At 65.3% G+C, this 25492-nt stretch carries 29 protein-coding genes and 1 pseudogene; 17 read left to right on the top strand and 13 right to left on the bottom strand.

Annotation, left to right across the window (positions count from 1 at the left end):
• The first annotated feature begins 38 nt into the window (after window positions 1-38).
• Together LOY42_RS18940 and LOY42_RS18935 are read left to right on the top strand one after the other, a co-directional pair.
• Window positions 39-401 (top strand): hypothetical protein, encoded by a 363-nt coding sequence (locus tag LOY42_RS18940; RefSeq protein WP_258598799.1) that lies wholly within the window; start codon window positions 39-41, stop codon window positions 399-401.
• 279 nt (window positions 402-680) lie between these two features.
• Window positions 681-1004: a ComEA family DNA-binding protein gene (locus LOY42_RS18935; protein ID WP_258598797.1), complete on the top strand. Its 324-nt coding sequence runs from the start codon at window positions 681-683 to the stop codon at window positions 1002-1004.
• Window positions 1005-1053: 49 nt separating this feature from the next.
• On the opposite strand, the gene LOY42_RS18930 is transcribed toward LOY42_RS18935, so the two are convergent.
• Window positions 1054-1221 carry a DUF2897 family protein gene (locus LOY42_RS18930; RefSeq protein ID WP_258598795.1) on the bottom strand — a complete coding sequence of 56 codons (168 nt, stop codon included), beginning with the start codon at window positions 1219-1221 and terminating at the stop codon, window positions 1054-1056.
• 182 nt (window positions 1222-1403) lie between these two features.
• Between LOY42_RS18930 and pyrF the strand changes: the two genes are divergently transcribed.
• Entirely contained in the window at window positions 1404-2105 is a 702-nt protein-coding gene (gene pyrF / locus LOY42_RS18925) for an orotidine-5'-phosphate decarboxylase (protein ID WP_102684183.1), read from the top strand.
• Between the two features lie 47 nt (window positions 2106-2152).
• Here the strand turns inward: pyrF and LOY42_RS18920 are convergent, their stop codons facing one another.
• Window positions 2153-3154: an NADP-dependent oxidoreductase gene (locus LOY42_RS18920; protein ID WP_258598792.1), complete on the bottom strand. Its 1002-nt coding sequence runs from the start codon at window positions 3152-3154 to the stop codon at window positions 2153-2155.
• Window positions 3155-3333: 179 nt separating this feature from the next.
• On the opposite strand from LOY42_RS18920, the gene LOY42_RS18915 reads away from it, so the two are divergent.
• The gene (locus LOY42_RS18915) at window positions 3334-4095 is read left to right on the top strand and encodes an SDR family oxidoreductase (protein ID WP_258598790.1); all 762 of its coding nucleotides are present in this window, start codon (window positions 3334-3336) and stop codon (window positions 4093-4095) included.
• On the opposite strand, the gene LOY42_RS18910 is transcribed toward LOY42_RS18915, so the two are convergent.
• A complete protein-coding gene (locus LOY42_RS18910; RefSeq protein ID WP_139672778.1) occupies window positions 4046-5227 on the bottom strand; it encodes an MFS transporter in 1182 nt (393 codons plus the stop codon). The genes LOY42_RS18915 and LOY42_RS18910 overlap by 50 nt on opposite strands.
• Before the next feature lie 116 nt (window positions 5228-5343).
• Here LOY42_RS18910 and LOY42_RS18905 point away from each other — a divergent pair, with 116 nt between their 5' ends.
• From LOY42_RS18905 to LOY42_RS26690, 3 genes and pseudogenes are all read left to right on the top strand, one after another.
• The gene (locus LOY42_RS18905) at window positions 5344-6741 is read left to right on the top strand and encodes a PLP-dependent aminotransferase family protein (protein ID WP_258598788.1); all 1398 of its coding nucleotides are present in this window, start codon (window positions 5344-5346) and stop codon (window positions 6739-6741) included.
• A gap of 21 nt (window positions 6742-6762) precedes the next feature.
• Window positions 6763-7890 (top strand): annotated as a pseudogene (locus LOY42_RS26695) (methyl-accepting chemotaxis protein); the annotation flags it as partial.
• A 33-nt stretch (window positions 7891-7923) separates the two neighbouring features.
• Window positions 7924-8796: a methyl-accepting chemotaxis protein gene (locus tag LOY42_RS26690; RefSeq protein ID WP_372241247.1), complete on the top strand. Its 873-nt coding sequence runs from the start codon at window positions 7924-7926 to the stop codon at window positions 8794-8796.
• Between the two features lie 15 nt (window positions 8797-8811).
• On the opposite strand, the gene LOY42_RS18895 is transcribed toward LOY42_RS26690, so the two are convergent.
• Complete coding sequence (locus LOY42_RS18895; RefSeq protein WP_139672772.1) at window positions 8812-10002, bottom strand: benzoate/H(+) symporter BenE family transporter; 1191 nt, start codon at window positions 10000-10002, stop codon at window positions 8812-8814.
• Between the two features lie 144 nt (window positions 10003-10146).
• Here LOY42_RS18895 and LOY42_RS18890 point away from each other — a divergent pair, with 144 nt between their 5' ends.
• The gene (locus tag LOY42_RS18890) at window positions 10147-10749 is read left to right on the top strand and encodes a glutathione S-transferase family protein (RefSeq protein ID WP_139672769.1); all 603 of its coding nucleotides are present in this window, start codon (window positions 10147-10149) and stop codon (window positions 10747-10749) included.
• Between the two features lie 94 nt (window positions 10750-10843).
• Here LOY42_RS18890 and LOY42_RS18885 read toward each other — a convergent pair whose 3' ends face one another.
• The 5 genes from LOY42_RS18885 to LOY42_RS18865 form a co-directional block, all read right to left on the bottom strand.
• The gene (locus LOY42_RS18885) at window positions 10844-11215 is read right to left on the bottom strand and encodes a glutathione S-transferase N-terminal domain-containing protein (protein ID WP_258598785.1); all 372 of its coding nucleotides are present in this window, start codon (window positions 11213-11215) and stop codon (window positions 10844-10846) included.
• 58 nt (window positions 11216-11273) lie between these two features.
• Window positions 11274-11819: a GTP cyclohydrolase I FolE gene (folE, locus tag LOY42_RS18880; protein WP_023631546.1), complete on the bottom strand. Its 546-nt coding sequence runs from the start codon at window positions 11817-11819 to the stop codon at window positions 11274-11276.
• Between the two features lie 69 nt (window positions 11820-11888).
• Complete coding sequence (locus tag LOY42_RS18875; protein ID WP_023631547.1) at window positions 11889-12449, bottom strand: Smr/MutS family protein; 561 nt, start codon at window positions 12447-12449, stop codon at window positions 11889-11891.
• 82 nt (window positions 12450-12531) lie between these two features.
• Window positions 12532-12852, bottom strand: coding sequence for a hypothetical protein (locus tag LOY42_RS18870; RefSeq protein ID WP_110698106.1), 321 nt, complete (start codon window positions 12850-12852; stop codon window positions 12532-12534).
• Between the two features lie 88 nt (window positions 12853-12940).
• Window positions 12941-13531: a cysteine hydrolase family protein gene (locus LOY42_RS18865; protein WP_046856594.1), complete on the bottom strand. Its 591-nt coding sequence runs from the start codon at window positions 13529-13531 to the stop codon at window positions 12941-12943.
• A gap of 179 nt (window positions 13532-13710) precedes the next feature.
• Between LOY42_RS18865 and prmB the strand changes: the two genes are divergently transcribed.
• Window positions 13711-14619: a 50S ribosomal protein L3 N(5)-glutamine methyltransferase gene (gene prmB / locus LOY42_RS18860; RefSeq protein WP_110698108.1), complete on the top strand. Its 909-nt coding sequence runs from the start codon at window positions 13711-13713 to the stop codon at window positions 14617-14619.
• A gap of 139 nt (window positions 14620-14758) precedes the next feature.
• On the opposite strand, the gene LOY42_RS18855 is transcribed toward prmB, so the two are convergent.
• Together LOY42_RS18855 and LOY42_RS18850 are read right to left on the bottom strand one after the other, a co-directional pair.
• Entirely contained in the window at window positions 14759-15541 is a 783-nt protein-coding gene (locus LOY42_RS18855) for a hypothetical protein (RefSeq protein ID WP_139672759.1), read from the bottom strand.
• Window positions 15542-15642: 101 nt separating this feature from the next.
• Complete coding sequence (locus LOY42_RS18850; protein WP_139672757.1) at window positions 15643-16602, bottom strand: alpha/beta hydrolase; 960 nt, start codon at window positions 16600-16602, stop codon at window positions 15643-15645.
• 210 nt (window positions 16603-16812) lie between these two features.
• Between LOY42_RS18850 and aroC the strand changes: the two genes are divergently transcribed.
• The 3 genes from aroC to LOY42_RS18835 all read left to right on the top strand — a co-directional run bounded on the left by aroC (window position 16813) and on the right by LOY42_RS18835 (window position 19728).
• Window positions 16813-17904, top strand: a complete 1092-nt coding sequence (gene aroC, locus LOY42_RS18845; RefSeq protein ID WP_139672754.1) for a chorismate synthase — start codon at window positions 16813-16815, stop codon at window positions 17902-17904.
• Between the two features lie 133 nt (window positions 17905-18037).
• Window positions 18038-19192, top strand: a complete 1155-nt coding sequence (locus LOY42_RS18840) for an MFS transporter (protein WP_139672751.1) — start codon at window positions 18038-18040, stop codon at window positions 19190-19192.
• A complete protein-coding gene (locus LOY42_RS18835; RefSeq protein ID WP_139672748.1) occupies window positions 19192-19728 on the top strand; it encodes an oxidase in 537 nt (178 codons plus the stop codon). The genes LOY42_RS18840 and LOY42_RS18835 overlap by 1 nt, the downstream gene beginning before the upstream one ends.
• Before the next feature lie 76 nt (window positions 19729-19804).
• Here LOY42_RS18835 and LOY42_RS18830 read toward each other — a convergent pair whose 3' ends face one another.
• Entirely contained in the window at window positions 19805-20077 is a 273-nt protein-coding gene (locus LOY42_RS18830; RefSeq protein WP_046856587.1) for a DUF3509 domain-containing protein, read from the bottom strand.
• 269 nt (window positions 20078-20346) lie between these two features.
• Between LOY42_RS18830 and LOY42_RS18825 the strand changes: the two genes are divergently transcribed.
• Window positions 20347-20868 carry an ankyrin repeat domain-containing protein gene (locus LOY42_RS18825; protein WP_258598779.1) on the top strand — a complete coding sequence of 174 codons (522 nt, stop codon included), beginning with the start codon at window positions 20347-20349 and terminating at the stop codon, window positions 20866-20868.
• 59 nt (window positions 20869-20927) lie between these two features.
• Entirely contained in the window at window positions 20928-21458 is a 531-nt protein-coding gene (locus LOY42_RS18820) for a hypothetical protein (RefSeq protein WP_102684198.1), read from the top strand.
• A 48-nt stretch (window positions 21459-21506) separates the two neighbouring features.
• Here LOY42_RS18820 and LOY42_RS18815 read toward each other — a convergent pair whose 3' ends face one another.
• Window positions 21507-22445, bottom strand: a complete 939-nt coding sequence (locus LOY42_RS18815) for a ZIP family metal transporter (protein WP_173862452.1) — start codon at window positions 22443-22445, stop codon at window positions 21507-21509.
• Window positions 22446-22572: 127 nt separating this feature from the next.
• Between LOY42_RS18815 and LOY42_RS18810 the strand changes: the two genes are divergently transcribed.
• The 3 genes from LOY42_RS18810 to LOY42_RS18800 all read left to right on the top strand — a co-directional run bounded on the left by LOY42_RS18810 (window position 22573) and on the right by LOY42_RS18800 (window position 25408).
• Window positions 22573-22764, top strand: a complete 192-nt coding sequence (locus LOY42_RS18810) for a PLDc N-terminal domain-containing protein (protein WP_023629733.1) — start codon at window positions 22573-22575, stop codon at window positions 22762-22764.
• 186 nt (window positions 22765-22950) lie between these two features.
• A complete protein-coding gene (locus LOY42_RS18805; protein WP_139672742.1) occupies window positions 22951-25026 on the top strand; it encodes an LTA synthase family protein in 2076 nt (691 codons plus the stop codon).
• Window positions 25027-25171: 145 nt separating this feature from the next.
• A complete protein-coding gene (locus tag LOY42_RS18800; RefSeq protein ID WP_102684200.1) occupies window positions 25172-25408 on the top strand; it encodes a hypothetical protein in 237 nt (78 codons plus the stop codon).
• Window positions 25409-25492: the final 84 nt, after the last annotated feature.

Raw genomic sequence — 25492 nt, 5'->3', positions numbered from 1 at the left:
AGCAAGTACCCTTGCGGCTCGGTTACGAAGCCCAGTCGATGGCTGAGTATTACGGAGACCTGTATGTCGGATACTGGCCCAAGGGTGAAGTATGGCGCTATGGCTACCAGACCGGGGAATGGACGCTCTTCAAGCGATTTTTCAGCTCTGTGGAGGGTGAGCCGTTCATCCCCTATGCCAGGCGCCCTACCGATTCCTTGGATCAAGCTTTCTTCGGCCAACGAATCACAGCTCTGGTGCCCTATGAAGGGGCCTTGTACGTGGCGACCTCCAACTTGCGCACCTGGACAAGCAGTGCAGCCATTCCCGATGTGATGGATCCAACCAGGCTGGCCGAGTACGGAGCGCTCTACAAGGTGACACGGCAGGGTTGTAGGACAATTTATGCAAATAGTCAGTGATGACGAACTGCACCTGGCTTTCGCTAGAAGACAACTGAGGCCGGGCTCGACGAGCGCGGGTTGACTGTGACGCGACCAATACGTTGTAACAGGTCGACTGTTGCGACGTGTTGGTCGCATTTCCGGATGGCGGCGGGGCTTGGCCGTGGTTATCTGGGGGCAGAAGCATCCGGTAAAAGCTTGGGTGGGCGCGGCGATTGCCGCGTGCGATATCGCGATCTAACGTGAGGGGGCAACCAAGGAACGTTGCTTCATTTCAGCCGTAAGGAGTGATACCTCATGCGTAATACCGTACTGTCATACCTGTTGCTTCCGTTTTTCGCCGCGCTTCCCTTTAACATCAATGCAGCTTCCAGTGTGGACGGACAGCCTGTCGCCGCGGTGGTGAGCCCACAGGGCGAGGGTAATCGCATCGACCTGAACAAGGCTGATAGCCAGACCCTGCAAAAGGCGCTCGACGGCATTGGCCAGGCCAAGGCCCAGGCGATCATTGCCTATCGAGAGGCGAACGGTCCGTTCACTTCAGTGGATGAGTTATTGGAGATAAAGGGCATCGGCAGCGCGTTGCTCGAGCGTAACCGGGACCGGTTGACGGTCGAGTAAGGTATTCGGCAGCCGATCAGGCTTTTTGTCCGGTCGGCTTGTCGATCACTCAGCGATCTTGTGCATCTTTCGCATCGGCTTCGGCATTGCGCTCACGCACCTTCTTCAGCTGTTCTTCGGTCAATGGCAGCTTCTTTGCCGTATCGCGCAGCATCATCAAGCCACCCACAATCGACCCAAGCGCAACAAGCAGTATCAACCAGGCATACCAAGGCATCGAGATTCTCCAGAAAGCGTACAGGGCACCGCTTACATGGCATTCGAGCCATTGCCGCAGCCGTTGGTTCCATTATAGGAGCCACCCCCCCCCAGGCCAATTCTCATGACCCGCGGCCCCCAAACCCCGCCCCACTTCGTTTACAATGCGCGCCGTTTACGACTTGCCAAGAGACCCTGCCCATGTCCGCCTGCCAGACGCCCCTGATCGTCGCCCTGGATTTCCCCACCCGTGACGCCGCCCTGAAGCTGGCCGACCAGCTCGACCCCGCCCTGTGCCGGGTCAAGGTGGGCAAGGAACTGTTCACCAGCAGCGCTGCGGGAATCGTCGAGACCCTGTGCAGCAAGGGCTTCGAAGTGTTCCTCGACCTTAAGTTCCACGATATCCCCAACACCACCGCCATGGCGGTCAAGGCTGCGGCCGAGATGGGCGTGTGGATGGTCAATGTGCACTGCTCCGGTGGCCTGCGCATGATGTCGGCGTGCCGCGAAGAGCTGGCCAAGCGCAGCGGTCCGCAGCCGCTGCTGATCGGCGTGACCGTGCTGACCAGCATGGAGCGTGAGGATCTGGCCGGTATCGGCCTGGATGTCGACCCGCAGGAGCAGGTGCTGCGCCTGGCGGCGCTGGCGCAGAAGGCCGGCATGGACGGTCTGGTGTGCTCGGCGCTGGAAGCGCCGGCACTGAAGGCGGCGCACCCGTCGCTGCAGCTGGTGACCCCGGGTATTCGCCCGGCGGGTAGTGCCCAGGATGACCAGCGCCGGATCCTGACCCCGCGCCAGGCTCTGGACGCCGGTTCCGATTACCTGGTGATCGGGCGTCCGATCAGCCAGGCAGCGGATCCGGCCAAGGCGTTGGCTGCTGTGGTGGCTGAGATTCGCGGTTAAATCAGGGATCGTGGGAGCGGGCTGCGCCTGAGCGCAGCCCGCAATGATCAGACTTTCAGCACCAACTTGCCGAAATTCTCCCCGCTGAACAGCTTGAGCAGCGTCTCGGGGAAGGTTTCCAAGCCTTCCACCACATCCTCCTTGCTCTTGACCTTGCCGCTGGCCAGCCAGCCGGCCATTTCCTGCGCGGCCTTGCCGTACTCCTTGACGTAGTCCATCACCACGAAGCCTTCCATGCGCGCGCGGTTGACCAGCAGCGCCAGGTAGTTGGCCGGGCCCTTGACCGCTTCCTTGTTGTTGTACTGGCTGATGGCGCCGCAGATCACCACCCGGGCCTTGAAGTTCAGGCGCGACAGTACGGCATCGAGGATATCGCCACCGACGTTGTCGAAGTACACATCCACGCCCTTGGGACATTCGCGCTTGAGCCCGGCGAGCACGTCTTCGGCCTTGTAGTCGATGACCCCATCGAAGCCCAGTTCATCCAGCAGGTACTGACACTTCTGCGCGCCACCGGCAATGCCGACCACGCGGCAACCCTTGAGCTTGGCGATCTGCCCGGCAATGCTGCCGACCGCGCCTGCGGCGCCGGAGATCACCACGGTTTCGCCGGCTTTGGGCTGGCCGACATCGAGCAGGGCGAAGTAGGCGGTCATGCCGGTCATGCCCAGTGCCGACAGGTAGCGCGGCAGGGGGGCCAGACGCGGGTCGATCTTGTGCAGGCCCTGAGGTTCACCGGTGAAGTAGTCCTGCACGCCCAGGGCGCCGCTGACATGGTCGCCGGGCTTGTAGTCCGGGTGCTTGGAACTGACCACTTCGCCCACGCCGAGTGCGCGCATCACCTGGCCAAGGCCCACCGGGGGGATGTAAGACTTGCCTTCGTTCATCCAGCCGCGCATGGCAGGGTCCAGGGACAGGTAAAGGTTCTTCACCAGCACCTGACCTTCGCCTGGCTCGGCGGCAGGTGCCTGCTCATAGGTGAAGTCGTCACGGCGCACGGCGCCGACCGGGCGCTTGGTCAGCAGGAAACGGCGGTTGGTGTGGGGCATGGCGAGTTCTCCTGAACGAACGAGTGTGAGGGGGGATGATCGGCGGGTTGAATGGGCCGCGTCACGCAAGATCACTGCGAACGATAGTAGTCCAACCGTACCCTTGATGATGCTGCCCAGCTCAGCGGTGCCCTGGCTAGACTCAGCCACGACTTCCCATCCTTTTGCAGGAGCCAGTGATGAGCATGACTTTCTCCGGCCAGGTTGCCCTGGTCACCGGTGGCGCGGCGGGCATCGGCCGGGCTACGGCCCAGGCATTCGCCGGCGAGGGGCTCAAGGTGGTGGTGGCCGACCGTGATGCGAACGGAGGCGAAGGCACCGTGGCGCTGATTCGCCAGAGTGGTGGCGAAGCGTTGTTCGTTGCCTGCGACGTTACCCGTGACGAAGATGTGCGGCAATTGCACGAGCGGGTAGTCGAGGTATACGGGCGTCTGGACTACGCCTTCAACAATGCCGGCATCGAAATCGAGAAGGGGCGATTGGCAGAGGGCAGCGAGGCGGAGTTTGACGCGATCATAGGCGTCAACGTCAAGGGCGTCTGGCTGTGCATGAAGTATCAGCTGCCCCTGCTGCTGGCCCAAGGCGGCGGCGCTATCGTCAACACGGCCTCGGTGGCCGGCCTGTCGGCGGCGCCGAAAATGAGCATCTATGCCGCCTCCAAGCACGCGGTTATAGGACTGACCAAATCGGCGGCCATCGAGTACGCGAAGAAGGGTATCCGGGTCAATGCGGTGTGCCCGGCGGTGATCGACACCGACATGTTCCGCCGCGCCTACGAGGCTGATCCGCGCAAGGCCGAGTTCGCTGCGGCGATGCACCCGGTCGGGCGTATCGGCAAGGTCGAGGAGATCGCCAGCGCGGTGCTGTACCTGTGCAGCGATGGCGCGGCGTTCACGACGGGGCACAGCCTGACGGTCGACGGTGGCGCGCTGGCGATCTGACCGAGACCAGCCACAGGGCCAGCGCCACCGCCGCGCAGCCCAGCAGCAACACGCCACCAAACACGATCAAGGCCAACCGTGACCCCAGCCGGTCACTGAGCAGCCCGGTAAAGATCACCGGCAGGCTGAACCCCAGGTAGGCCAGCAGGAAGAACCCGGCACTGGCCCGGGTTTTTTCCTGGCCGGCCAACTGATTCACTGCCGCCAGCCCGCCCAGGTAGAGGAAGCCATAGCAGGCGCTGCTGGCGGCCACGGCGCCCATCAAAACGCCCAGCAGGTTGCCACTGTCAGCGCCCCAGGCCAGCAGCGCGTAACTGCACGGCAGGATCAGCAGTCCGACCAAGGTCGCCCGGGCACTGGCCATGCGTCGGGCCAGGGGCTGGAACAGCAGGCCGCAACTGATCACGCAGAAGGTCGAGAATCCCGACCAGGCGCTCAGGCCGTGCTGGCGCAGGATCCCCGGCAGCAACGCGATGACCAGCCCGACACAGGCCCAGGCCAGCAGGATCGCCAGGCCATAGGCCAGGCTGCCGCTGGGATAGCACGGCAGGCGCAGCATGGCGCTGCGTTGCGTCGGGCGTGGGTCTGGCAGGCGCCAGACCAGCGCGAGGGCAAAGGTGGCGAGCGCCAGTTGCAGATGGAAGCTGCCAGGGGTGAGTGTCTGCCCGCGCAGCAGGAACAGGCTGGTCAACGCCGCGCCGAGGCCAAAACCCAAGGAAGTGCTGGCGGTGACCCAGATCGCGGCGCGGTCACTTTCGCCGGGCCGCATCAGCTCGCTCATGTACGCGGTGGCCGTGGCCGACGCCAAGCCGGTGCCCAGGCCCAGGAACAAGCGCGCCACGCCCAGGGAGGCCAGGCTGGGGGACAGCAGCATGATCAAGGTGGCGATCATCGACAGGGCGAGTGCGACCAGGATCAACGGGCGTCGGCCGACCCGATCGGCCAGGCCGCCGAGGGCCAGCAGCACTGGCAATACGCCGAGCACGTACCCGGAGAAAGCCACGGCGGTCGCTGCGGCGCCTTGCCCGGAGAGGTCGGCGTAGGTGATGTACAGCGGGGCCTGGAGATTGACGGCAAGGGTGATCAGGCACAGGGCGAAGGCCAGCAGGGCCGGGGCGTGGCGAGTGGGCATAGGGATATCCGCAAGATCGATTGCGCCCAGCATCCAATCTAGGGCGGCTGTTCGCCAAGGCACACTCTGCCGTTTTTTGTGCTTAACTGTTTGTCTGAAATCTCCGAACACTTGCCATGCACTTCAATCTTGACCGCGAACTCCCCACCCCGTTGGTCCAGCAACTGACCGAGCACCTGCAGGCCTGGATCGAACAGCAGCGCCTGCGTCCCGGAGCTCGCATGCCGTCGATCCGCGCGCTGGCCAAGGCCCAGGCGGTCAGCGCGTCGTGCGTGATCGAGGCCTACGACCGCCTGGCGGCAAATGGCTGGCTGGAGGCGCGGCATGGCGCAGGCTTTTTCGTCGCCGAGCGCAAGCCGGGCCTGCGGCCCGACCCCGGCGAGCCGTGGGGCGAGGCGATCGACGGCAGTTGGCGGCAGTTCCGCGAAGGGCATGAGCAACTGCTCAAGCTCGGCTGCGGCTGGTTGCCCGTGGCCTGGCGAGCCGAGGCTGAACTGGCCCAGGCCATCCGCCAGGTCAGCCGTGGCGCGCCCGAGGCGCTGTTCGACTACTGCCCGCCCCAGGGCCTGGCCAGCCTGCGTCTGCAACTGCACAAGGGGCTGGCGCGGCTGGATATCGCCGCCGAGCCGGAGCGAATCGTCACCACCCAGGGTGCCAGCCATGCCCTCGACCTGCTGGTGCGAACCTTGTTGAAGCCGGGCGATACAGTGCTGGTGGAGCACCCCGGCTATTACAACCTGTACAACTTGTTGCGCCTGCACGGTGTGCACATGCTTGAGGTGCCGCGCACTGCCAGTGGTCCAGACCTGGCCGTGCTCGAGCAGTTGCTCGCCGAACACCGACCGCGCTGTCTGTTCATCAACAGCCTGTACCAGAACCCGACCGGCACCAGCCTGACGCCCAAGGTCGCCTATCGCCTGCTGGAGCTGGCCCGCGGGCATGACTTGCGGATTGTCGAGGATGATCTCTATGCCGACTTCCAGGACGGACCGGCGACGCGGCTGGCTACCCTCGACAGTGAGCAACGGGTGATCTACCTGGGCAGCTTCTCCAAGACCCTCAGCAGTTCGCTGCGGGTCGGCTATGTGGTGGCCGATCCGCCCTTGGTGGCGCGTCTGGCCGAGCTGAAGATGGTCGCGGGCATCGGCACCTCGCGCTTCGCCGAGCAGGTGGTCGGGCAGATGCTCGCCAATGGCGGCTATCGCAAGAGCGTGCAGCGTCTGCGGTTGCGCCTGGGCCAGCACCGGGCCAGGACGTTGCGGCAGCTGGAGGCCTGCGGCTGGGAGGTGTTCTGCGAGCCGGTCGGCGGCATGTTCGTCTGGGCCCGGGTGCCCGGGCGCGACTTTGCCGAGCTGGAGCGGCTGGCGCTGGAGCATGCCGTGTTGCTCACCCCGGGCAGCGCCTTCGATCCGCACGGCCGGGCCAGTGACTGGCTGCGCATCAATGTCGCCTATGGGCAGGATTCCCGGGCCGAGGCGTTCTTTCGGCATGCGGGGCGACCTCCGGCGGTCTGAAAGCGACACGCTCATAGCTAAATGACACCATTGGCGCGTCTGGCTCTTGTGACGGAGTCGGCGCCATTGTCACTCTTGCTGTCGGTAAAGTCCGACAAGGCGAGGGGGTTGGTGATGGCGGCGACCAAGCACGGTGTATTGGCCAATCTGGGCATGGCGCGCAAGCTCGGCCTGGGCTTTGCCCTGGTGTTGCTGCTCACCCTGGTGGTGGCTGCTATCGGTGTGTACGCCCTGGCCAATGTCGGCCAGCGCTTCGATGGGTTGCGGCAGATGGCTCAGTTCAATACCGACCTGTTGAAGCTGCGCCAGCACGAACAGGCCTTCGCCCTGCGCTCGGACATCAAGGAGGCCGATGCCCTGCGCACGGGGCTGCAGGGGCTGGTGGAGCGGGCCCGGGCCGTGCCGGCACTGGCCTCGACCGAGGCCGATCTGAATGCCTATGCGCAAGCTTTCGACCAGTTCGTCCAGGCGGTGCAGGCCAAGGAGCTGGCCCTGGACATGGCCAGCTGGTCGGTATCGAGCGTGGCCAACAACCTCGATGTGCTGCAGGCCGGCCTGGCCGACGATGGCACCTATACCCTCAAGCAGTCCCAGGGGCAGCAGGGTGGTGAGTACCTGGAACAGGCCGGGCAGGTGGCGCAGGTGTCGCGGCTGATGCTGCAGGCCATGGACGAGGCCCGGGTGCGCCTGGACCAGAGCCGCAAGGGCGGTGAAGCCAGCGCCGAGGGCCGCATCGCCCAGACCGTCGAAGCGGCGACCCTGGTCGACCAGCTCAAGGTTTCGGTCGCCGACGCCGGCTACCAGAGCGTGCTGGGCGAAGTGGCCGGGCATATCGGCAGTTTCTCCGAAAAGCTCAACGAGTACACCGACCTGCTGGGCCAGGAGCGGGGTATCAAGGATCAGTTGCAGGCGCGTGCCGAGCAGGTCACCGCGCGTGTCGACCAGGTGTATGCCGATCAGGAGCAGGCCATGCAGGCCGAACTGGCACGTAACGCCGTCGCCATTACTGCGGCCACGGCGCTGGCGCTGCTGGTAGGCGTGCTGGCGGCCTGGCTGATCACCCGCGCCGTGGTCGCGCCGCTCAAGCGGGTGATCAGCCGGGCCCGGCGCATTGCCGCAGGCGAACTGGGTATCGAGGCCGAGCCGCCGCGTGCCGACGAGGTCGGCCAGCTGTTGCAGGCCATGCAGCAGATGGCCGAAGGCTTGTCCGGCATCGTCAGTGGCTTGCAGCAGGGTATCGACCAGTTGGCCGGCAGTGCCCAGGCCTTGTCGGCGGTCACCGAGCAGACCAACCGCGAAGTCGGTAGCCAGAAGGACGAGACCGAGCAGGTGGCCACCGCCATGCAGCAGATGACCGCGACCGTGCACGATGTGGCGCGCAACGCCGAGCAGGCAGCCCTGGCGGCCCAGGCTGCCGACGACAAGGTCGGGTCAGGGCAGCAGGTGGTGCGTCAGAGCATGCAGCGCATCGAGCAACTGGCGCTGGCCGCTGAAACCGCCAGCAGTGGCATCGACAGCCTCAGTGCCGAGATCCATACCATCGGTGACGTGCTTGAGGTGATCAAGAGCGTGGCCGAGCAGACCAATCTGCTGGCGCTCAATGCCGCGATCGAGGCGGCGCGTGCCGGGGAGCAGGGGCGCGGGTTCGCGGTGGTGGCTGACGAGGTACGTGCCCTGGCCCGGCGTACCCGGCAATCCACCGAGGAGATCGAGCGCCTGGTTGCCAGCTTGCGCGGCAATGCCCAGCAGTCGGTGATGCAGATCCGCGGCAGCACCGAGCTGGTGCGCCTGGCGGTGGCCGACACGCTGCAGACCGAGAGCGCCCTGGGCAGCATCGCGGCGGCGGTGTCGCTGATCCAGCAGATGAACCAGCAGATCGCCGCGGCGGCCGAGCAGCAGAGCTCGGTGGCCGAGGAGATCAGCCGCAGCGTCACGCAGATTCGCGGCAGCGCCGACCAGGCGGCACTGGCGATGGAGGACAATGCCCGTTCAAGCGTAGAGCTGGCGCAGCTGGGCAATGACCTGAAGGGAATGGTGGGGCATTTCCGCTTGTGAATGCCTGTGCTTGTCTCAGCCCTTGCGCGGGCTGAGGATCAGCAAGGTTAGCACCCCCGCCACGATCCCCCAGAACGCCGATCCGATCGAGAACAGGGTGAACCCCGACGCCGTGACCATGAAGGTGATCAGCGCCGCCTCGCGCTCGCGCACCTCACCCATGGCCACGCTCAAGCCGTTCATGATCGAACCGAACAGCGCCAACGCCGCGATCGACAGCACCAGCTCCTTGGGCAGGGCGCCGAACAGCGCCGCCAGTGTGGCGCCGAAGGTGCCGGCGATACCGTAGAAGATCCCGCACCAGACCGCCGCCGTGTAGCGCTTGGCCGGGTCTTCATGGGCATGCGGCCCGGTGCAGATCGCCGCGCTGATCGCCGCCAGGTTGATCCCGTGGGAGCCGAACGGCGCCAGCAGCAGCGAAGCGAAGCCGGTGGCCGAGATCAGCGGCGAAGCCGGCACCGGGTAACCGTCGGCGCGCAGCACAGCGACGCCGGGCATGTTCTGCGAGGTCATGGCCACCACGAACAGCGGGATACCGATGCTGATGGTCGCCGCCAGCGAGAAGCTTGGCGTGGTCCACACCGGGGTTGCAACTTCCAGCTGGAAGCCGCTGAAGTCCAGCAGCCCCAGGGCGCCGGACAGCGCGGTGCCGACCAGCAGGGCGGCCAGCACGCAATAGCGCGGCGACAGGCGCTTGACCAGCAGGTAGCTGAAGAACATGCCCAGCACCAGTACCGTGCGATGTTGAGCGGCGACGAAGATCTCGCTGCCGATCTTGAACAGGATGCCGGCCAGCAGGGCCGAGGCCAGGGAAGCGGGAATACGCCGTACCAGGCGTTCGAAGCTGCCGGTCAGGCCGCAGATCAGCACCAGCACGGCGCAGGTGATGTAGGCGCCGATCGCTTCGCCGTAGCTCACCCCGCCAAGGCTGGTGATCAGCAGTGCCGCGCCGGGTGTCGACCAGGCTACGGTGATCGGCGTACGGTAGCGCAGCGACAGGCCGATGCTGCACACTGCCATGCCGATCGACAGGGCCCAGATCCATGAGGAAATCTGCGCGCTGGTAAGACCGGCCGCCTGGCCGGCCTGGAACATCAGCACCAGCGAGCTGGTGTAGCCGGTGAGCATGGCGATAAAGCCGGCGACGATCGCCGACGGCGAGCTGTCCGCCAGCGGCCGCAGGCGCGCTGAGGTGGCATCGGTCATAGGGAATTCCTTGTGCAGGTGTAAGCAGTTTTTTCAGGCTACCGTGCCATGGCGTGATCCTTGCCATACAGCAGGCATTGCATTTAGCCGTACAGTCGCCAACTATGGGGCATTACTACGCAACTGCGTGAAAGGGGAGGGGCGATGTACAAGGTGTATGGGGATTACCAGTCGGGCAACTGCTACAAGGTCAAGCTGATGCTGAGCCTGCTCGACCGCCCGTATGAGTGGCACCCGGTGGACATTCTCAAGGGTGAGACGCAAACCCCCGAGTTCCTGGCCATGAACCCCAACGGCAAGGTGCCAGTGCTCAAGCTTGAGGACGGCACCTGCCTGTGGGAATCCAACGCGATTCTCAACTACCTGGCCGATGGCAGCGAGTTCCTGCCCAGCGAGCCGCGGCTGCGCACCCAGGTGCTGCAATGGCAGTTCTTCGAACAGTACAGCCATGAGCCCTACATCGCCGTGGCGCGGTTCATCCAGTTCTACCTGGGGCTGCCGCAAGAGCGGCTGGAGGAGTACAGGGGGCTGCACAAGGGCGGCTACAAGGCGCTCAAGGTGATGAACAAGCAGCTGGAAATGACGCCTTACCTGGTCGGCGAGCAGTACTCGATCGCCGACGTGGCGTTGTACGCCTATACCCATGTGGCGCATCAGGGGGGCTTCGACCTGGCGCCTTACCCGGCGGTGCAGGCTTGGTTGGCGCGGGTGGCCAGTCATCCTCGGCATGTGCCGATGGTGGATTGACCGGCCTTATCGCGGGGCAAGCCCGCTCCCACGCAGACCCGCCCCATGGGTTCTGGCTTGCGTGGGAGCGGGCTTGCCCCGCGATGGCGATCTCTCAGACCGCCGCGAAGCGTTTGTCCAGATAGGCAATGATGTCCTTGGACTCGTACATCCAGGTCACCTCGCCTTGTTCCTCGATCCGCAGGCACGGCACTTTCACCCGGCCACCGCCTTCAAGCAGCGCCTGGCGGTGCTGCACATCGTTCTTCGCATCGCGCAGCGCCACCGGCACATTGAGGCGGTGCAGGGCGCGGCGGGTTTTCACGCAGAAGGGGCAGGCATGGAACTGGTACAGCGCCAGGCCCTTGGCCTGCTGTTCGACCTGGGCCTGGGCCGCAGCATCGCGCTGCGTCTTGGCCGGACGGCTGATCCAGTCGCCGAACACGATAAGCTGGCCGAGGCCGACCCGCAGGGCTTTGACGATCATGGGCAACTCCTGAAATGAAAAAGCCGACCCCAGAGGGTCGGCTCGGAAAACAGGCCGATCACTTGATCAGGCTGAGGAACTCGCTGCGTGTGGCGGCGTTCTCGCGGAACTCGCCGAGCATCACCGAGGTGAGCATGGTCGAGTTCTGCTTTTCGACACCGCGCATCATCATGCACATGTGCTTGGCCTCGATCACCACTGCCACGCCTGCGGCGCCGGTCACCTGCTGCACGGCCTCGGCGATCTGGCGGCTGAGGTTTTCCTGGATCTGCAGGCGGCGGGCGTACATGTCGACGATCCGCGCCACCTTCGACAGGCCCAGCACCTTGCCCTTGGGCAGGTAGGCCACGTGGGCCTTGCCGATGAACGGCAGCATGTGGTGTTCGCACATCGAATACAGCTCGATATCCCGGACCAGCACCATTTCGCTGTTGTCGGAGGTGAACAACGCGCCGTTGGTCACTTCTTCCAGGGTTTGCTCATAACCGCGGCAAAGGTACTTCATGGCCTTCGCTGCCCGCTTGGGCGTGTCGAGCAGGCCTTCGCGGGAGACATCCTCGCCGATCTGGCTGAGGATCGCGGTGTAGTTCTGTTCCAGGGACATGGATCTACCTGTGGAAAATTTCGCAAAGGCGAAGGGTACGGCGGCGACGGCGGCGCTGCAAGCGCGATGTCACTCGTCGCGGCCTTCGAGCATGGTTCGCTTGAGCATCACGTAGACCGCGCCGGTGCCGCCGTGGCGGGCCTGGCACGAGGTAAAACCGAGCACCTGCGGGTGCTGGCGTAGCCAGGTGTTGACGTGGCTCTTGATCATCGGGCGCTTGCCGTCCAGGCGCGCGGCCTTGCCGTGGGTGACCCGCACGCAGCGCACTTCCAGCTTGGTCGCTTCGGCGATGAAGGCCCACAGCGTCTCGCGGGCCTTCTCGACGCTCATGCCGTGCAGGTCAAGGCTGCCCTCGAAGGCGATCTGGCCGAGCTTGAGCTTGCGCAGCTGGGTTTCCTGCACGCCGTCACGCCGCCACATCAGCTCATCCTCGGCGCCGACATCGATGACGAACTGGTCGGACAGGCCGTCGATCACCAGCGTCTGGTCGCTGCGGATGGTCGCCGCCTGGCGCAGGCCTGCCAGCTGCTTGCGGTCGGCCTTGGGTTTGCCGACTTCGGCGCGATCGTGCTTGATTGGCTTGACGCCCTGCACTTGGCTGCGGAAGAGGGAAAAGTCGTCGTCTTGCATGGTGCCTCCACGTGGGCGGCGTAGTTTACGCGACTGTCATCGCGGGGCAAGCCCGCTCCCCCTGGCCACGGTACGAGACGCGTCAGTCGTGCTTCTTCATCAGGTGCGGCGACAGGTTCAGTTCGCGCCCGCGGCGCAGGCGGATACGGCTGCGCCGCCACAGGCGCACGCCGAAGTACAGCAGGGTCAGGCCGACAATGGTCAGGACCGCCGACAATGGCCGGTTGGCATTGAGTTCGGCCAGGGCGGCGTAGTTGCCCAGCAAGCCGGCGAAGCCGGCCATGGCCAGCAGGATGCCCAGGGTGGCCAGCAGCACCGAGAGTGCCGCGGCGATACGCGCGCCCCAGTTGCTCGGCTCGCGCTGGCGCAGGCGCTTGGCATCGAAACTGCCTTTGAGCTTCATTCGAATTCCTCAGGATCGGGTGGTGCTGATCCGGATTTCGACCTGCGGGTCACCTTGGGGTTCCGCCCGTCCGCCGGGCGGTCGTGGTTCAGACCAGGCTGGCGGTGGGGGCGACACAGGCGAAGTTGTCGGCCATCACGGCCATCTCGCACTGGTGGATCTGCGCGGCGGGGATCACGGTGTCCTTCAGGGCCAGGTCACGAGTCGCCGAAGCATCTTCGACCAGGGTGCAGCGATAACCATAGTCCTTGGCACGGCGCACGGTGGTGCTGACGCTGGAATGGCTCATGAAACCGCAGACGATCAGGTCCAGCGGGCCGAAGGCCTGCAGGGTCTCGTGCAGCTTGGTGTTCTTGAAGGCGTTGGGCATGCGCTTCTCGATCACCACCTCGCCTTCGCGCGGCTCCAGCCCAGGAATGAACTCGCCGGCCGGGCCCTGCGGGTCGAAGCGACCGCCAACGGTGCCGAGGTGGCGGACATGGATGATCGGGCGGCCGGCCTTGCGGGCGGCGTCGAGCAACCTGGCAATGTTCGCCACGGCCTCGTCCATGCCCGACAGCGCCAGCGGACCGCTCAGGTACTCCTTCTGCGCATCGATGACGATCAGGCTGGCTTGGCTCAGCTTGGCCGGCGGGTAGTCGCGGCCAGTGAGGCGGAACATCGTGGTTGGAACGGACATCAAGGGCTCCTTGGGTAGGGCTTTTGTGTACCTATTCTCCCTTGCCTTGGCGCCAATGTGAATGGTTGACAGCGCAGGCGGCATGGTTACTGGCTTGTGGCTATCCATTCGGCCATCGGAGGGAACATTTGTGCGGTGTGGGCTGTTAGACTTTTGTCCTGTCTGAAAAGGAGTACCCCGTGATCACATCCCGCCTGCGCACCCTGCGCGACCATATCCGCTGGGCGGTCAGCCGCTTCCATGAGCATGAACTGTTCTTCGGCCACGGCGCCGACAATGCCTGGGACGAGGCCCGCCTGCTGGTGCTCGGCGCGGTGCACCTGCCCTGGGAGGTGGCCGACAGCTATCTGGACTGCGCACTCGAGGATGATGAGCGGGTACGCCTGCAGCACTTGCTCAAGCGCCGCATCGAAGAACGCGTGCCGACCGCCTACCTGCTGGGTGAGGCTTGGTTCTGCGGCATGTCGTTCATCGTCGACGAACGCGTGCTGGTACCGCGTTCGCCCATCGGCGAGCTGATCGAGAAACGCTTCGAGCCTTGGCTGGCCGCCGAGCCTGCGCGCATCCTCGACCTGTGCACCGGCTCCGGCTGCATCGGCATCGTGGCCGCCGATGTGTTCCAGGGCGCCGAGGTGGTACTGGCCGACCTGTCGTTCGACGCGCTGGCGGTGGCCAACCAGAACATCGAGCGCCATGGCCTGGAGGAGCGTGTGTACACCGTGCAGGGCGATGGCTTCGCCGGGCTGCCGGGGCAGCGCTTCGACCTGATCCTGTCCAACCCGCCGTATGTCGATGCCGAGGACTTCGGCGACATGCCGGCCGAGTATCACCACGAGCCCGAACTGGGCCTGGCCTGCGGCAACGATGGCCTGGACCTGGTGCGGCGGATGCTGGCCGAGGCTGCCGACCACCTGACCGACAAGGGCCTGATGATTGTCGAGGTGGGCAACAGCCAGGTGCACGTCGAGTCGCTCTATCCCGAGGTGGACTTCGCCTGGCTGGAGTTCGAGCGCGGTGGGCACGGGGTGTTCATGCTGACGGCCGAGCAGTGCCGGCAGCATCAGGAGCTGTTCAAGGCGCGGGTCTGACCCTTCTTGAGTAGCCAGGGCTGCTGCGCAGCCCATCGCCGGCAAGCCGGCTCCCACAGGATGGCGCTTGGCCTGAAGGCGGCCCGGTCGGGGTGGGAGCCGGCTTGCCGGCGATGGGCCGCTTGGCGGCCCCAGGCTGTCAGCGGGTGGCGATCCAGATCAGCAAACCGGCCTGGAACACAGCGAAGGCCACCAGGCAGGTGATGGTAAAGCGCAGCCCGCTGTCTTCGCGGCGGTACTTGGCCACGCGTTCGTCACGCTCGCGCAACTGCGCTTCCTTCTCCATCAGGTTCTGCTCGGCCTGTTGCAGCATGCCGGCGGCCTCGAGGTTGTCCACGCGCTGCACCTTCTCGGTGTTCCAGCCGCCCTTGAGCTGGCCCACCGGCGTTTCCACCAGGCGCCCCTTGAGCAGCTGCCCATCGGTGTATTCCACCTCCAGGCCAACACTGCGCAGCACATGGTCGCGGCGCAGACGGGTGTCTTCGTTCAGGGCGTCCTTGTTCGGCAGGCTCATGCCTTCGATCTGGTAGTGCGAGCAGCGGTGCTGCAGCCATTGCACCGCCTGCGCCAGCAGGTAGCGGCCAACACCACGGTTGAGGGGCTCGAGCTGCAGGCCGGCCGGGTCGCCGATGCGCACCGTGCGCAGCTCATGGTCGACACGGATGTCCAGCTGGTTCTGTTCCTTGCGCACCTTCTGCCCAGGCAGACGGATTTCCATGCGCAACAGGCTGTGGGCCTTGTCGTGGCGCTCGGCGTAGCCGAACTGGACGAAGCGCAGCGGGCGGGCGCCGCTGTTGCGGTCGGTCGGCATCGGCGCCAGGCGCAGCAGCTGGAAGTGCTCGGCGGCAAGGTCCGCCCAGGGCTGCGGGGCGCTTTCCGGCGCTTGTTCTTCGGTCGCCTCGGCGGCGGGGGCATCGGTCATCAGGGGTTCCTCAGGTGCACGGCGGCCGGGCGCGTGGGCCGCGGATCACTGCCTTCTCAGCCGCGTTATCGGCAGGCCTGGGCAATACCTGAGGGCAGGTCTCAGGCCTGCGGCAACCCTTGGATGAACAGGACGATGCGCTCGCCCAGCTCACGCGCCAGCGGCAGCTCGGGGTTGCGGTAGCTGTCACGCTGCTGGCTCATGTCCCGGGGGCTGATGCGCAGCACGTGGTTCATGCCGTCGATCAACGCCAGTTGCGCGTCGGGTTTGGCTGCCTTGAGGCGCTCGGCATCGGCCACCTCTACCTGGATGTCGTTGCGCCCCTGGACGATCAGCGCCGGCACCTTGAGCCGGGCGAAGGCCGCCGCCGGGTCCTGGTGCAGCAAGGTGATCAGGTACGGCTGCACGCTGGGGCGGAACACCTGGCGCAGCGGCGCGGGAACGTCGAGGCTGGTCTGTCCGGCCTGCAACCGGTCGATCAGCGCCACGCCAGCGGGCAATTGCGCCGGCGGCAGGCGCTGGGCCAGCTGCTCGCGCAGCACGTCGGCCACCGGCCTACCGCTGCCGGCCAGGGTGATCACCGCGCTGGCGCCGGCCTGCTCCGCGGCGAGGCTGGCGATCAGTGCGCCTTCGCTGTGGCCGACCAGGATCAGCGGGCCGAAGCGTGGGTCCTGCTTGAGCGCGCGGCCCCAGGCCACCACGTCGGCGACATAGCGCTCGACGCTGAGGTCACGTTCATCGGGGGTGGCCGGCTGGCTGGCGGCCACGCCGCGCTTGTCGAAGCGCACGCTGGCAATGTGTTCGCCGGCCAGCAGCAAGGCCAGGCGCTTGAGGTTGTCGAGGCGTCCGGAGGCTGGGTTGTTGCCATCCCGGTCGGTAGGGCCGGAGCCGGCGATGATCAGCACCACCGGGGGCGGCGTGGCCTGCTGCGGCAGCAGCAGGCTGCCGTGCAGCACGCCCTGGCCGGTGTCCAGGTCGATGGGGCGTTGCAGCACGGTGGGGGCGGCCTGGGCGAGGCTTGTGCAAAACAGCAGGAGCAGGGCGGCGAGGCGCGACTTCATGGGCGGGGTACTACGTGGGACGTTGCTGATTCGACCGTGGGTCATCCTGAAGGTTCGCGGACCCCATCGCGGGGCAAGCCCGCTCCCACGCAGTCGTGTTGATTTGTGGAAGCGTGCTTGCCCCGCGATGGGGCCCACAGGCAACCACAGCCACGCGGTTTTCCGTATACTGCCGCTTTCGTTCACTTCAGGCTGATTCGCGGAGCGTCCATGTCCGGCAATACCTACGGCAAGCTGTTCACTGTCACCACCGCAGGCGAAAGCCATGGCCCGGCGTTGGTCGCCATTGTCGACGGCTGCCCGCCAGGCCTGGAAATCTCCCTTGCCGACCTGCAGCACGACCTCGACCGGCGCAAGCCCGGCACCAGCCGGCACACCACCCAGCGCCAGGAGCCGGACGAAGTGGAGATCCTCTCCGGCGTGTTCGAAGGTCGTACCACCGGCTGCTCGATCGGCCTGCTGATCCGCAACACTGATCAGAAGTCCAAGGACTACTCGGCGATCAAGGACCTGTTCCGCCCGGCCCACGCCGACTACACCTACCACCACAAGTACGGCATCCGCGACTACCGTGGCGGTGGCCGCAGCTCGGCGCGCGAAACCGCCATGCGCGTGGCGGCCGGCGCCATCGCCAAGAAGTACCTGGCCACCCAGGGCATCCGCGTGCGCGGCTACATGAGCCAGCTCGGGCCGATCGAAATCCCGTTCAAGACCTGGGACTCGGTGGAGCAAAACGCCTTCTTCAGCCCCGATCCGGACAAGGTGCCGGAGCTCGAGGCCTACATGGACCAGCTGCGCCGCGACCAGGATTCGGTGGGGGCGAAGATCACCGTGGTCGCCGAAGGCGTGATGCCGGGCCTGGGCGAGCCGATCTTCGACCGCCTGGACGCCGAGCTTGCCCATGCCCTGATGAGCATCAACGCGGTCAAGGGCGTGGAGATCGGCGCCGGTTTCGCCAGTGTCGCCCAGCGCGGCAGCGAGCACCGTGACGAGCTGACGCCCGAGGGCTTCCTCAGCAACAACGCCGGCGGCATTCTCGGCGGTATTTCCTCGGGCCAGCCGATCGTCGCCCACCTGGCGCTCAAGCCAACCTCGAGCATCACCACCCCGGGCCGTTCGATCGACGTCGACGGTAATCCGGTGGAGGTGATCACCAAGGGCCGTCACGATCCTTGCGTCGGCATCCGCGCCACGCCGATCGCCGAGGCGATGATGGCCATCGCCTTGATGGATCACCTGCTGCGCCACCGGGCGCAGAATGCCGAAGTGAAGGTGGGCACCCCGGTACTGGGCCAGCTCTGATCCGCCTGCGCTGGCCCTATCGCCGGCAAGCCGGCTCCCACAGGTCCGCTGCAGGGCTCAAGCCTGCGGTAATCCTGTGGGAGCCGGCTTGCCGGCGATAGGGCAGGAACAGGTCATCACCAAGGGCCGAACGATGTCCTCCATCCCCTACTGGCGCCTCTCCAGCTTCTACCTCTTCTACTTCGCCCTGCTCGGCTCCACCGCGCCGTTCCTGGCCCTGTACTTCGACCACCTGGGCTTCTCCCCGGCGCGCATCGGCGAGCTGGTGGCCATCCCCATGCTCATGCGCTGCGTGGCCCCCAACCTGTGGGGCTGGCTCGGTGACCGCAGCGGCCAGCGCCTGCTGATCGTGCGCCTGGGCGCGCTGTCGACCCTGGCGACCTTCTCGCTGATCTTCTTCGGCAAGAGCTACGCCTGGCTGGCGCTGGTCATGGCGTTGCACGCCTTCTTCTGGCATGCGGTACTGCCCCAGTTCGAAGTGATCACCCTGGCCCACCTGCACGGCCAGACTGCACGTTACAGCCAGGTACGGCTATGGGGCTCGATCGGCTTCATCCTCGCCGTGGTGGGGCTTGGGCGCCTGTTCGAATGGCTGAGCCTGGACATCTACCCGCTGGCGCTGGTGGCGATCATGGCCGGTATCGTCGTTGCCAGCCTCTGGGTGCCCAATGCGCAACCCGTCGAGCAGGCCGAGCAGCGCGGGGCAGGGGGCTTTCTCAGGCAAGTGCGGGCGCCTGGGGTCCTGGCCTTCTATGTGTGCGTGGCCCTCATGCAGCTCAGCCACGGCCCGTACTATACCTTTCTCACCCTGCACCTGGAGCACCTGGGCTACAGCCGCGGCGCCATCGGCTTGTTGTGGGCGCTTGGCGTGGTGGCTGAAGTGTTGGTGTTCTTGGTCATGAGCCGGATCTTTGCCCGCTGTTCGGTGCGCAAGGTACTACTGGCCAGCTTCCTGCTGGCCGCGCTGCGCTGGCTGTTGCTGGGCAACCTGGCCGAAATCCCGGCGGTTCTGGTGTTCGCCCAGGTATTGCATGCGGCCACCTTCGGCTGTTTCCATGCAGCGGCCATCGCTTTTGTCCAGGCCAGCTTCGGCGCTCGCCAGCAGGGTCAGGGCCAGGCATTGTATGCGGCGCTGTCAGGTACCGGCGGTGCCTTGGGTGCCCTGTACTCGGGCTACAGCTGGAAACTGCTGGGCCCACACTTCACCTTTGGTATGGCCAGCGTCGCGGCGCTCGCGGCAGCCGTTATCATTGCCTTCCGACTCAAAGAAAGCAGGAACCACCCCTGATGAGCATCCTCAGCGTATTCGACCTGTCCAGTCCGGACCTGCCGCACAAGGTGCTGACCCACCACGACGACATCGCCGCGACCCTGGCCGAGCAGGGCGTGCGCTTCGGCCGCTGGCAGTCCGGCGCGCGCCTGCGCCCGGGCAGCAGCCAGGATGAAGTGGTCGCGGCGTGCCGTGGGCCGCTCGATCAACTGATGACCAAGCATGGCAGCGTGGTATTTGGCGTGCTCAGCCGCGATGGCGCCGACCTGAGCCAGGCCGACCTGCGTGATGAACATGTGCATGACAGCGATGAAGTGTTCGCGATGATCAGCGGGCGTGCACAGGTCACCCTGCGCCTGGGCGGCGCGGTGTATGCCGTGCTGTGCGAGAAGGACGACGTGCTGCTGGTGCCGGCCGGCACGCGCCGCTGGCTGGACCTGGGGGCCAGCCCATTCTGCCTGGCCCTGCGGCTGTTCGGCAGCGAGCAGGGTGTGCCGCCACGCTTCACCGGAGACGCCATGGCGCGGCAATTTGCCGGTTTCGACGAGCTCTGAACGGATTCGCGGGGCAGCTTTTGCTCACACACCCTCCGAGGGTGAACAAAGGCTGCCCCGCGAACAGGTTGCGCGCTTAGCGGTAGGTCGGCAGGGCGAAGCGCTGCTGGCTCTGCAGCATGGAGATCACCGGCAGCTCGCTGGCTTGTTCGGCAAGGTCGCGGCGGATGGCGCTGATGGCCCACGACAGTTGCTCGGCACTGTGCAGCTGCGCGTAGGACAGCACCCGGCGGGTCACCACGCCGTCGCTGGCGCGCAGGGTCAGCAGCACGCCGCCGTCGGGGCGTGGCTGGGTGGCAACCTGGTAGGCGGCGAAGAGCGAGGCGAATTTTTGCTGGATGAGGTCCATATCAACTCCTGACTGTTGTACTGGCAGACTTGAGTTGAAGATTGCAGTGACCGTGCCAGCCTGTTATGAAAATAAAATCCTTTAAAAACAATAGGTTATGTTTATTTTTGGAGGCGCCTCCATTGCATTCTGCACGCCCGTGCATTTTGCACAGTGCATTTTGCACGGGTCATAGCCTGGCTCTCTGTCGCCGATAGAATCTGAACCTTGGACCTGTCGCTGCTGCCTGATGGAAACTTGGCCCATTGCCAGATGCCAGGAGGTTCCCGATGTCCGATCACCAGCCCGCCACCATGACCCCAGAAGAAACCGCAGCCTTCGCCGAGGAGGTCTTCGAGCGCGCCCGTCGCGGCGACGCGACAATGCTCGGCCGCCTGCTCGATAACGGCCTGCCCGCCAACCTGCGCAACCACAAGGGCGACACCTTGCTGATGCTGGCCAGCTACCACGGTCACCATGACGCCGTGCAGGTGCTGCTGGCCCATGGTGCCGACCCGCTGATCGCCAATGACAACGGCCAGTTGCCCATCGCCGGCGCCGCCTTCAAGGGCGACCTGACGATGATCCGCCTGTTGCTGGAATACGGCGTACCGGTGGATGCCGTTGCCGCGGACGGCCGTAGCGCATTGATGCTGGCGGCGATGTTCAACCGCCTGGAGATCATCGACTATCTATTGGCCCAGGGTGCCGACCCCGCGCACCGCGATGCCGCCGGCGCCACTGCGCTGATGGCAGCCCGCACCATGGGTGCGGTGAATAGCGCGGCACGGCTCGAAGCATTGGCCGGCTAACTGCCCGGGGGCTTTTGCGGCTATCCTTGGCGCCTTTCACGTCAACCGCAGGCCCCCCCATGAAAGACCAGTTGCTCGAATTCATCAGCCTCATCGGCGCCGGTTGCATGCGCGATGAGGACATCGAGCGCATCGCCGCCGAGGCCGCCGAGGCCTACGCCGACCCCGCCGCCTTCCTCGCCGCCAATCCGGACATCAACTACGACGACAGCTTCCCGTTCCCGCTGGGTGAATGGGTGGTGGTCGGCAGTCTGCCCGATACCGTGCTGTTCCAGGCCGACAGCTACCAGGACCTGTTCCAGCAGATCAGCGACTCGTTCGACAAGAGCGTGCCGTTCACCCTCAAACCGAAGCAGCTGGCGCGCACCGAGGCGCTGACTGCGCTCAACCGCATCCAGGTGCAGATGGGCGCGCTGAACAAGGAAGCCGGTGGCTACGTGCTGCTGAACTTCAGCCAATTGCTCGACGATGAGCTGCAGATGATCATGGTCGGGCAGCACGACCTGGCCCGTGTGCTGGAGCTGGGCGAGGCCGTTGGTATCAAGGTGGAGCCGGCGCTGGAAGCGCTGAAGGTGGCAGTGCACATCTGAGCCGCTGCCGTCGCGGAGCCCGTAGGAAAGGGCTCCGCGACCGGCCCGTCAACCCAGCGCGGTATCGAGGAACATCATCACCGCGAAACCGCCCATCAACCCCAGCGTCGCCGCGGTCTGGTGCCCGTTGCGGTGGGTTTCCGGGATCACCTCGTGGGACACCACGAAGATCATCGCCCCCGCCGCCAGGCCCATGCTGATCGGGTAGGCCAGGGCGAAGCCGGTGGAAATGCCCAGGCCGATCACCGCGCCCAGCGGCTCCATCAATCCCGAGCCGATCGCCACCATCATCGCCTTGAAGTTCGACAGCCCCGTGGCGCGCAGGGCCAGGGCCACGGCCAGGCCTTCGGGGATATCCTGGATGGCGATGGCGCTGGTCAGCGGCAGGCCGATGGCCATGTCGCCATTGGCGAAACTCACGCCGATGGCCATGCCCTCGGGCAGGTTGTGCAGGGTGATCGCCAGCACGAACAGCCACACCCGGCTCACCCGCTCGGCCTGCGGGCCGCAGGGGCCGGTGCTTTCATGCTCGTGCGGAGTGAACCGGTCCAGGCCCAGCATCAGCAGCACCCCAAGGCCCATGCCCAGCACCACGGTGAAGGCCGCCGCCGGGCCGTTACCGGTGATCTCGCGGGCGGCGTCCAGGCCGGGGAGGATCAGCGAAAACGAACTGGCGGCGAGCATCATGCCGGCGGCGAAGCCGAGCATGACGTCCTGCGTGCGCGCGCTGACATCACGCAGGATCACCGCCAGCACCGCGCCCAGAGCGGTGGCGCCGAAACCGGACAGGCCGCCGAGCAGTGCCAGGTGCAGGTGATCGGCATGGTCGCCGTTGACCGCGTTCCAGATGCTGGCCAGCAGCAATGCGCTGATGGCCAGCAGGCTCAGCACCAGGCCGGCGCTGAGCCAGGGTGTCTGCAGGGCCTGTTGCCGCCAGGCGCTGAGCAGGGAGTCAGGGGCGGCGCTTTGAGTGTGGGCGGGGGGCATGCGAACCTCTAGGGCAGTGGATAACAGCAGTCTATCCACTGACCGGCATTCCCGACCAAGGATTCCCTTCTATAGGGGCCATAGCCAGCTATGCTCTGCAGCACACACACCGTGCAGGAGCGGCACCATGGGGTCTACCTTCAACAGCCTGGTCGGCCTGATCATCCTGGCCCTGGACATCTGGGCCATTCTCAATGTGCTCAAGAGCGGCGCCGAGGTAGGGATCAAGGTGCTCTGGATCCTGCTGATCCTGCTATTGCCAGTGCTGGGGCTGATCATCTGGGCGATCGCCGGGCCGCGGGGCAATGTGCGGATCTGAAACCTCACGTCCCAACTGTGTAACTTTGTAAGGGCAGGCTACTCTCGACAAAATTTTCACACTCGATTTCTGAAAATCCGCGCCGCACAATGCGGCCTTGGTCTCACCTTGCCCACGAGGTCCAGACCACCAGGCTATTGGCGCTTTCGCCTTCCCGCAAACCGCAATCCTAGGACCTCTCCATTCATGGCTAACACGGACGCCTTGAAGCAACAGGGCGTGCGAGGCTCGTTCTCGCCGACCCTGAAATCCCACCTGGCCTACACGTTGCTCAGTGGCCTGGTGATCATGCTGATGCTCAGCCTGGTGCGCCTGGCGCTGTTGGCCTACAACAGCGACATGATCGGCGACACGCCGTACTCCACCGTCGCCGAAGGCTTCTTCAACGGCTTGCGCTTCGACCTGCGCGTGGTGGTGTACATCAGCATTCCGTTGCTGCTGGCGCTGCTCAGCCCCTGGCTGATGGCCCGGCGTGGCCTGTTCCGCTTCTGGCTGACCATCGCCTCGAGCGTGGTGATGTTCCTCGGCCTGATGGAGATGGACTTCTACCGCGAGTTCCACCAGCGCCTGAACGGCCTGGTGTTCCAGTACATCAAGGAAGACCCCAAGACCGTCATGAGCATGCTCTGGTACGGTTTCCCGGTGGTCCGCTACCTGCTGGCCTGGCTGGTCGGCACCTGGCTGCTGAGCCTGCTGTTCAAGGGCATCGACCGGTTGACCCGCGGCAACGGCAGCGCCCAGCTATCGGGCAGCCGCAAGCTGGCGCCCTGGTACGGTCGCCTGGCGGTGTTCATGGTGGTCCTGCTGGTGGCCGTGGTCGCCGCTCGCGGCACCCTGCGCCAGGGCCCGCCGATGCGCTGGGGTGATGCCTTCACCACCGACTCCAACTTCGTCAACCAACTGGGCCTGAACGGCACCCTGACCCTGATCGATGCCGCCAAGAGCCGCTTTGGCGAGGACCGCTCCAATATCTGGAAGCCCGTACTTGACCAACCGCTGGCCACCCAGACCGTGCGCGAGCAGCTGCTGACCGCCAACGACACCCTGGTCGATGCCGACGAGGCCGCGATCCGCCGTGACTTCGTGCCGCCCGCGGCGAACACGCTGGGGGTCAAGAACGTCGTGGTGATCCTCATGGAAAGCTTCGCCGGCCACTCGGTCGGTGCCCTGGGCAGCCCGAACAATATCACCCCGTACTTCGACAAGCTGGCCAAGGAGGGCCTGCTGTTCGACCGCTTCTTCTCCAACGGCACCCATACCCACCAGGGCATGTTCGCCACCATGGCCTGCTTCCCCAACCTGCCGGGCTTCGAATACCTGATGCAGACCCCGGAAGGCGGCCACAAGCTGTCCGGCCTGCCGGCGCTGCTCAGTGCCCGCGACTATGACGACGTCTACGTCTACAACGGCGACTTCGCCTGGGACAACCAGTCCGGATTCTTCGGCAACCAGGGCATGACCACCTTCATCGGCCGCAACGACTTCGTCGACCCGGTGTTCTCCGACCCGACCTGGGGCGTGTCCGACCAGGACATGTTCGACCGCGGCAACGAAGAGCTGGCCAAGCATGACGGCAAGAAGCCGATCTACGCGCTGCTGCAGACCCTCTCCAACCACACCCCGTACGCCTTGCCCAAGGACCTGCCGGTGGAGAAGGTCACCGGGCAGGGCCGCCTGGACGAGCACCTGACCGCCATGCGCTACTCCGACTGGGCGCTGGGCCAGTTCTTCGAGAAGGCGCGCAAGGAGCCGTACTTCAAGGACACCCTGTTCGTCATCGTCGGCGACCACGGCTTCGGCAACCACCAGCAGGTCACCGAGCTGGACCTGGGCCGCTTCAACGTGCCGCTGCTGCTGATCGCCCCAGGCATCCAGGAGAAGTTCGGCGCGGTCAACCATACCGTGGGCACCCAGGTCGACATCGTGCCGACCATCATGGGCCGTCTCGGTGGCCAGGCCCGCCATCAGTGCTGGGGGCGCGACCTGCTCAACCTGCCTGAGGGCGACCAGGGCGTGGGCATGATCAAACCGTCGGGCAGCGAGCAGATCGTCGGCCTGGTGCAGGGCGACCGCATCCTCATCGAGTCCAAGGACATGACCCCGCGGATGTACCGCTACCAGCTGGGCCGCGAGTTCAAGGCCGAGCTGATCGACAGCCCCGACCAGCCGGAAATGCTCAAGAAACTCGAGGCCTACATCCAGACGGCAACCAAGAGCCTGCTGGACAATACCGCCGGTGTCGTCCACGGCACGCCGAAGTAGCAGCGCCCAGTGGTCTCAGGAAGCCCGCCGTTGACCGGCGGGCTTTTTTCATGCGGTTTCATGCATGCGGCTGAACATTTGCCGCTGTGCGATGGTCAAGCTAGTACGCAGTTCAATTCACCGTTGTGCCAGCGAGGGCTGATCGATGAAAGCATGGGAAGTCAGCTTTGCCGACCAGAAGGGCGAGCTTAAGACGCTGCTGCTCAACGCCGAGCAATGCCCCAGCGAGGAAGACGCCGCACGCGCCATCCGTTCGAGTTTGTTCCCGCTTATGGATGAGCTTGACCTCAATGACTTCCAGGACCGCAGCTTTTCCCCCACGGCACGCTGGCTCAAGGAGCAGAGCGGCGTGACCATCACCACCATTCGCCAGCTACCCTGAGCCGCCTCGCTCTGGCGCAGTGCCTGCACAGGCACTACGCTGGAGACAGGCGCCGGCCAAATCTGCGGGTCCGCGTCGATTCCA

It is taken from the genome of Pseudomonas sp. B21-023, from assembly GCF_024749165.1.
In the GTDB taxonomy this organism is placed as follows: domain Bacteria; phylum Pseudomonadota; class Gammaproteobacteria; order Pseudomonadales; family Pseudomonadaceae; genus Aquipseudomonas.
The sequence above is the reverse complement of the archived record's forward strand: the minus strand, read 5'-3'. Positions and strand labels throughout refer to the sequence as shown.

What these genes read in the sequence shown, in the direction of transcription:
- LOY42_RS18940 (WP_258598799.1), top strand. Translation starts at nt 39, where the DNA reads ATGGCTGAGTATTACGGAGACCTGTATGTCGGATACTGGCCCAAGGGT.
- LOY42_RS18870 (WP_110698106.1), bottom strand. Translation starts at nt 12,852, where the DNA reads ATGAAGCTCAAAGGCAGTTTCGATGCCAAGCGCCTGCGCCAGCGCGAG.
- LOY42_RS26690 (WP_372241247.1), top strand. Translation starts at nt 7,924, where the DNA reads ATGCAGCAGATGGCCGAAGGCTTGTCCGGCATCGTCAGTGGCTTGCAG.
- aroC (WP_139672754.1), top strand. Translation starts at nt 16,813, where the DNA reads ATGTCCGGCAATACCTACGGCAAGCTGTTCACTGTCACCACCGCAGGC.
- LOY42_RS18850 (WP_139672757.1), bottom strand. Translation starts at nt 16,602, where the DNA reads ATGAAGTCGCGCCTCGCCGCCCTGCTCCTGCTGTTTTGCACAAGCCTC.
- LOY42_RS18800 (WP_102684200.1), top strand. Translation starts at nt 25,172, where the DNA reads ATGAAAGCATGGGAAGTCAGCTTTGCCGACCAGAAGGGCGAGCTTAAG.
- LOY42_RS18810 (WP_023629733.1), top strand. Translation starts at nt 22,573, where the DNA reads ATGGGGTCTACCTTCAACAGCCTGGTCGGCCTGATCATCCTGGCCCTG.
- LOY42_RS18840 (WP_139672751.1), top strand. Translation starts at nt 18,038, where the DNA reads ATGTCCTCCATCCCCTACTGGCGCCTCTCCAGCTTCTACCTCTTCTAC.
- LOY42_RS18920 (WP_258598792.1), bottom strand. Translation starts at nt 3,154, where the DNA reads ATGCCCCACACCAACCGCCGTTTCCTGCTGACCAAGCGCCCGGTCGGC.
- LOY42_RS18820 (WP_102684198.1), top strand. Translation starts at nt 20,928, where the DNA reads ATGAAAGACCAGTTGCTCGAATTCATCAGCCTCATCGGCGCCGGTTGC.
- LOY42_RS18830 (WP_046856587.1), bottom strand. Translation starts at nt 20,077, where the DNA reads ATGGACCTCATCCAGCAAAAATTCGCCTCGCTCTTCGCCGCCTACCAG.
- LOY42_RS18835 (WP_139672748.1), top strand. Translation starts at nt 19,192, where the DNA reads ATGAGCATCCTCAGCGTATTCGACCTGTCCAGTCCGGACCTGCCGCAC.
- LOY42_RS18910 (WP_139672778.1), bottom strand. Translation starts at nt 5,227, where the DNA reads ATGCCCACTCGCCACGCCCCGGCCCTGCTGGCCTTCGCCCTGTGCCTG.
- folE (WP_023631546.1), bottom strand. Translation starts at nt 11,819, where the DNA reads ATGTCCCTGGAACAGAACTACACCGCGATCCTCAGCCAGATCGGCGAG.
- LOY42_RS18905 (WP_258598788.1), top strand. Translation starts at nt 5,344, where the DNA reads ATGCACTTCAATCTTGACCGCGAACTCCCCACCCCGTTGGTCCAGCAA.
- LOY42_RS18935 (WP_258598797.1), top strand. Translation starts at nt 681, where the DNA reads ATGCGTAATACCGTACTGTCATACCTGTTGCTTCCGTTTTTCGCCGCG.
- LOY42_RS18825 (WP_258598779.1), top strand. Translation starts at nt 20,347, where the DNA reads ATGTCCGATCACCAGCCCGCCACCATGACCCCAGAAGAAACCGCAGCC.
- LOY42_RS18875 (WP_023631547.1), bottom strand. Translation starts at nt 12,449, where the DNA reads ATGCAAGACGACGACTTTTCCCTCTTCCGCAGCCAAGTGCAGGGCGTC.
- LOY42_RS18930 (WP_258598795.1), bottom strand. Translation starts at nt 1,221, where the DNA reads ATGCCTTGGTATGCCTGGTTGATACTGCTTGTTGCGCTTGGGTCGATT.
- LOY42_RS18855 (WP_139672759.1), bottom strand. Translation starts at nt 15,541, where the DNA reads ATGACCGATGCCCCCGCCGCCGAGGCGACCGAAGAACAAGCGCCGGAA.
- LOY42_RS18805 (WP_139672742.1), top strand. Translation starts at nt 22,951, where the DNA reads ATGGCTAACACGGACGCCTTGAAGCAACAGGGCGTGCGAGGCTCGTTC.
- LOY42_RS18890 (WP_139672769.1), top strand. Translation starts at nt 10,147, where the DNA reads ATGTACAAGGTGTATGGGGATTACCAGTCGGGCAACTGCTACAAGGTC.
- LOY42_RS18885 (WP_258598785.1), bottom strand. Translation starts at nt 11,215, where the DNA reads ATGATCGTCAAAGCCCTGCGGGTCGGCCTCGGCCAGCTTATCGTGTTC.
- LOY42_RS18915 (WP_258598790.1), top strand. Translation starts at nt 3,334, where the DNA reads ATGAGCATGACTTTCTCCGGCCAGGTTGCCCTGGTCACCGGTGGCGCG.
- LOY42_RS18895 (WP_139672772.1), bottom strand. Translation starts at nt 10,002, where the DNA reads ATGACCGATGCCACCTCAGCGCGCCTGCGGCCGCTGGCGGACAGCTCG.
- LOY42_RS18865 (WP_046856594.1), bottom strand. Translation starts at nt 13,531, where the DNA reads ATGTCCGTTCCAACCACGATGTTCCGCCTCACTGGCCGCGACTACCCG.
- LOY42_RS18815 (WP_173862452.1), bottom strand. Translation starts at nt 22,445, where the DNA reads ATGCCCCCCGCCCACACTCAAAGCGCCGCCCCTGACTCCCTGCTCAGC.
- pyrF (WP_102684183.1), top strand. Translation starts at nt 1,404, where the DNA reads ATGTCCGCCTGCCAGACGCCCCTGATCGTCGCCCTGGATTTCCCCACC.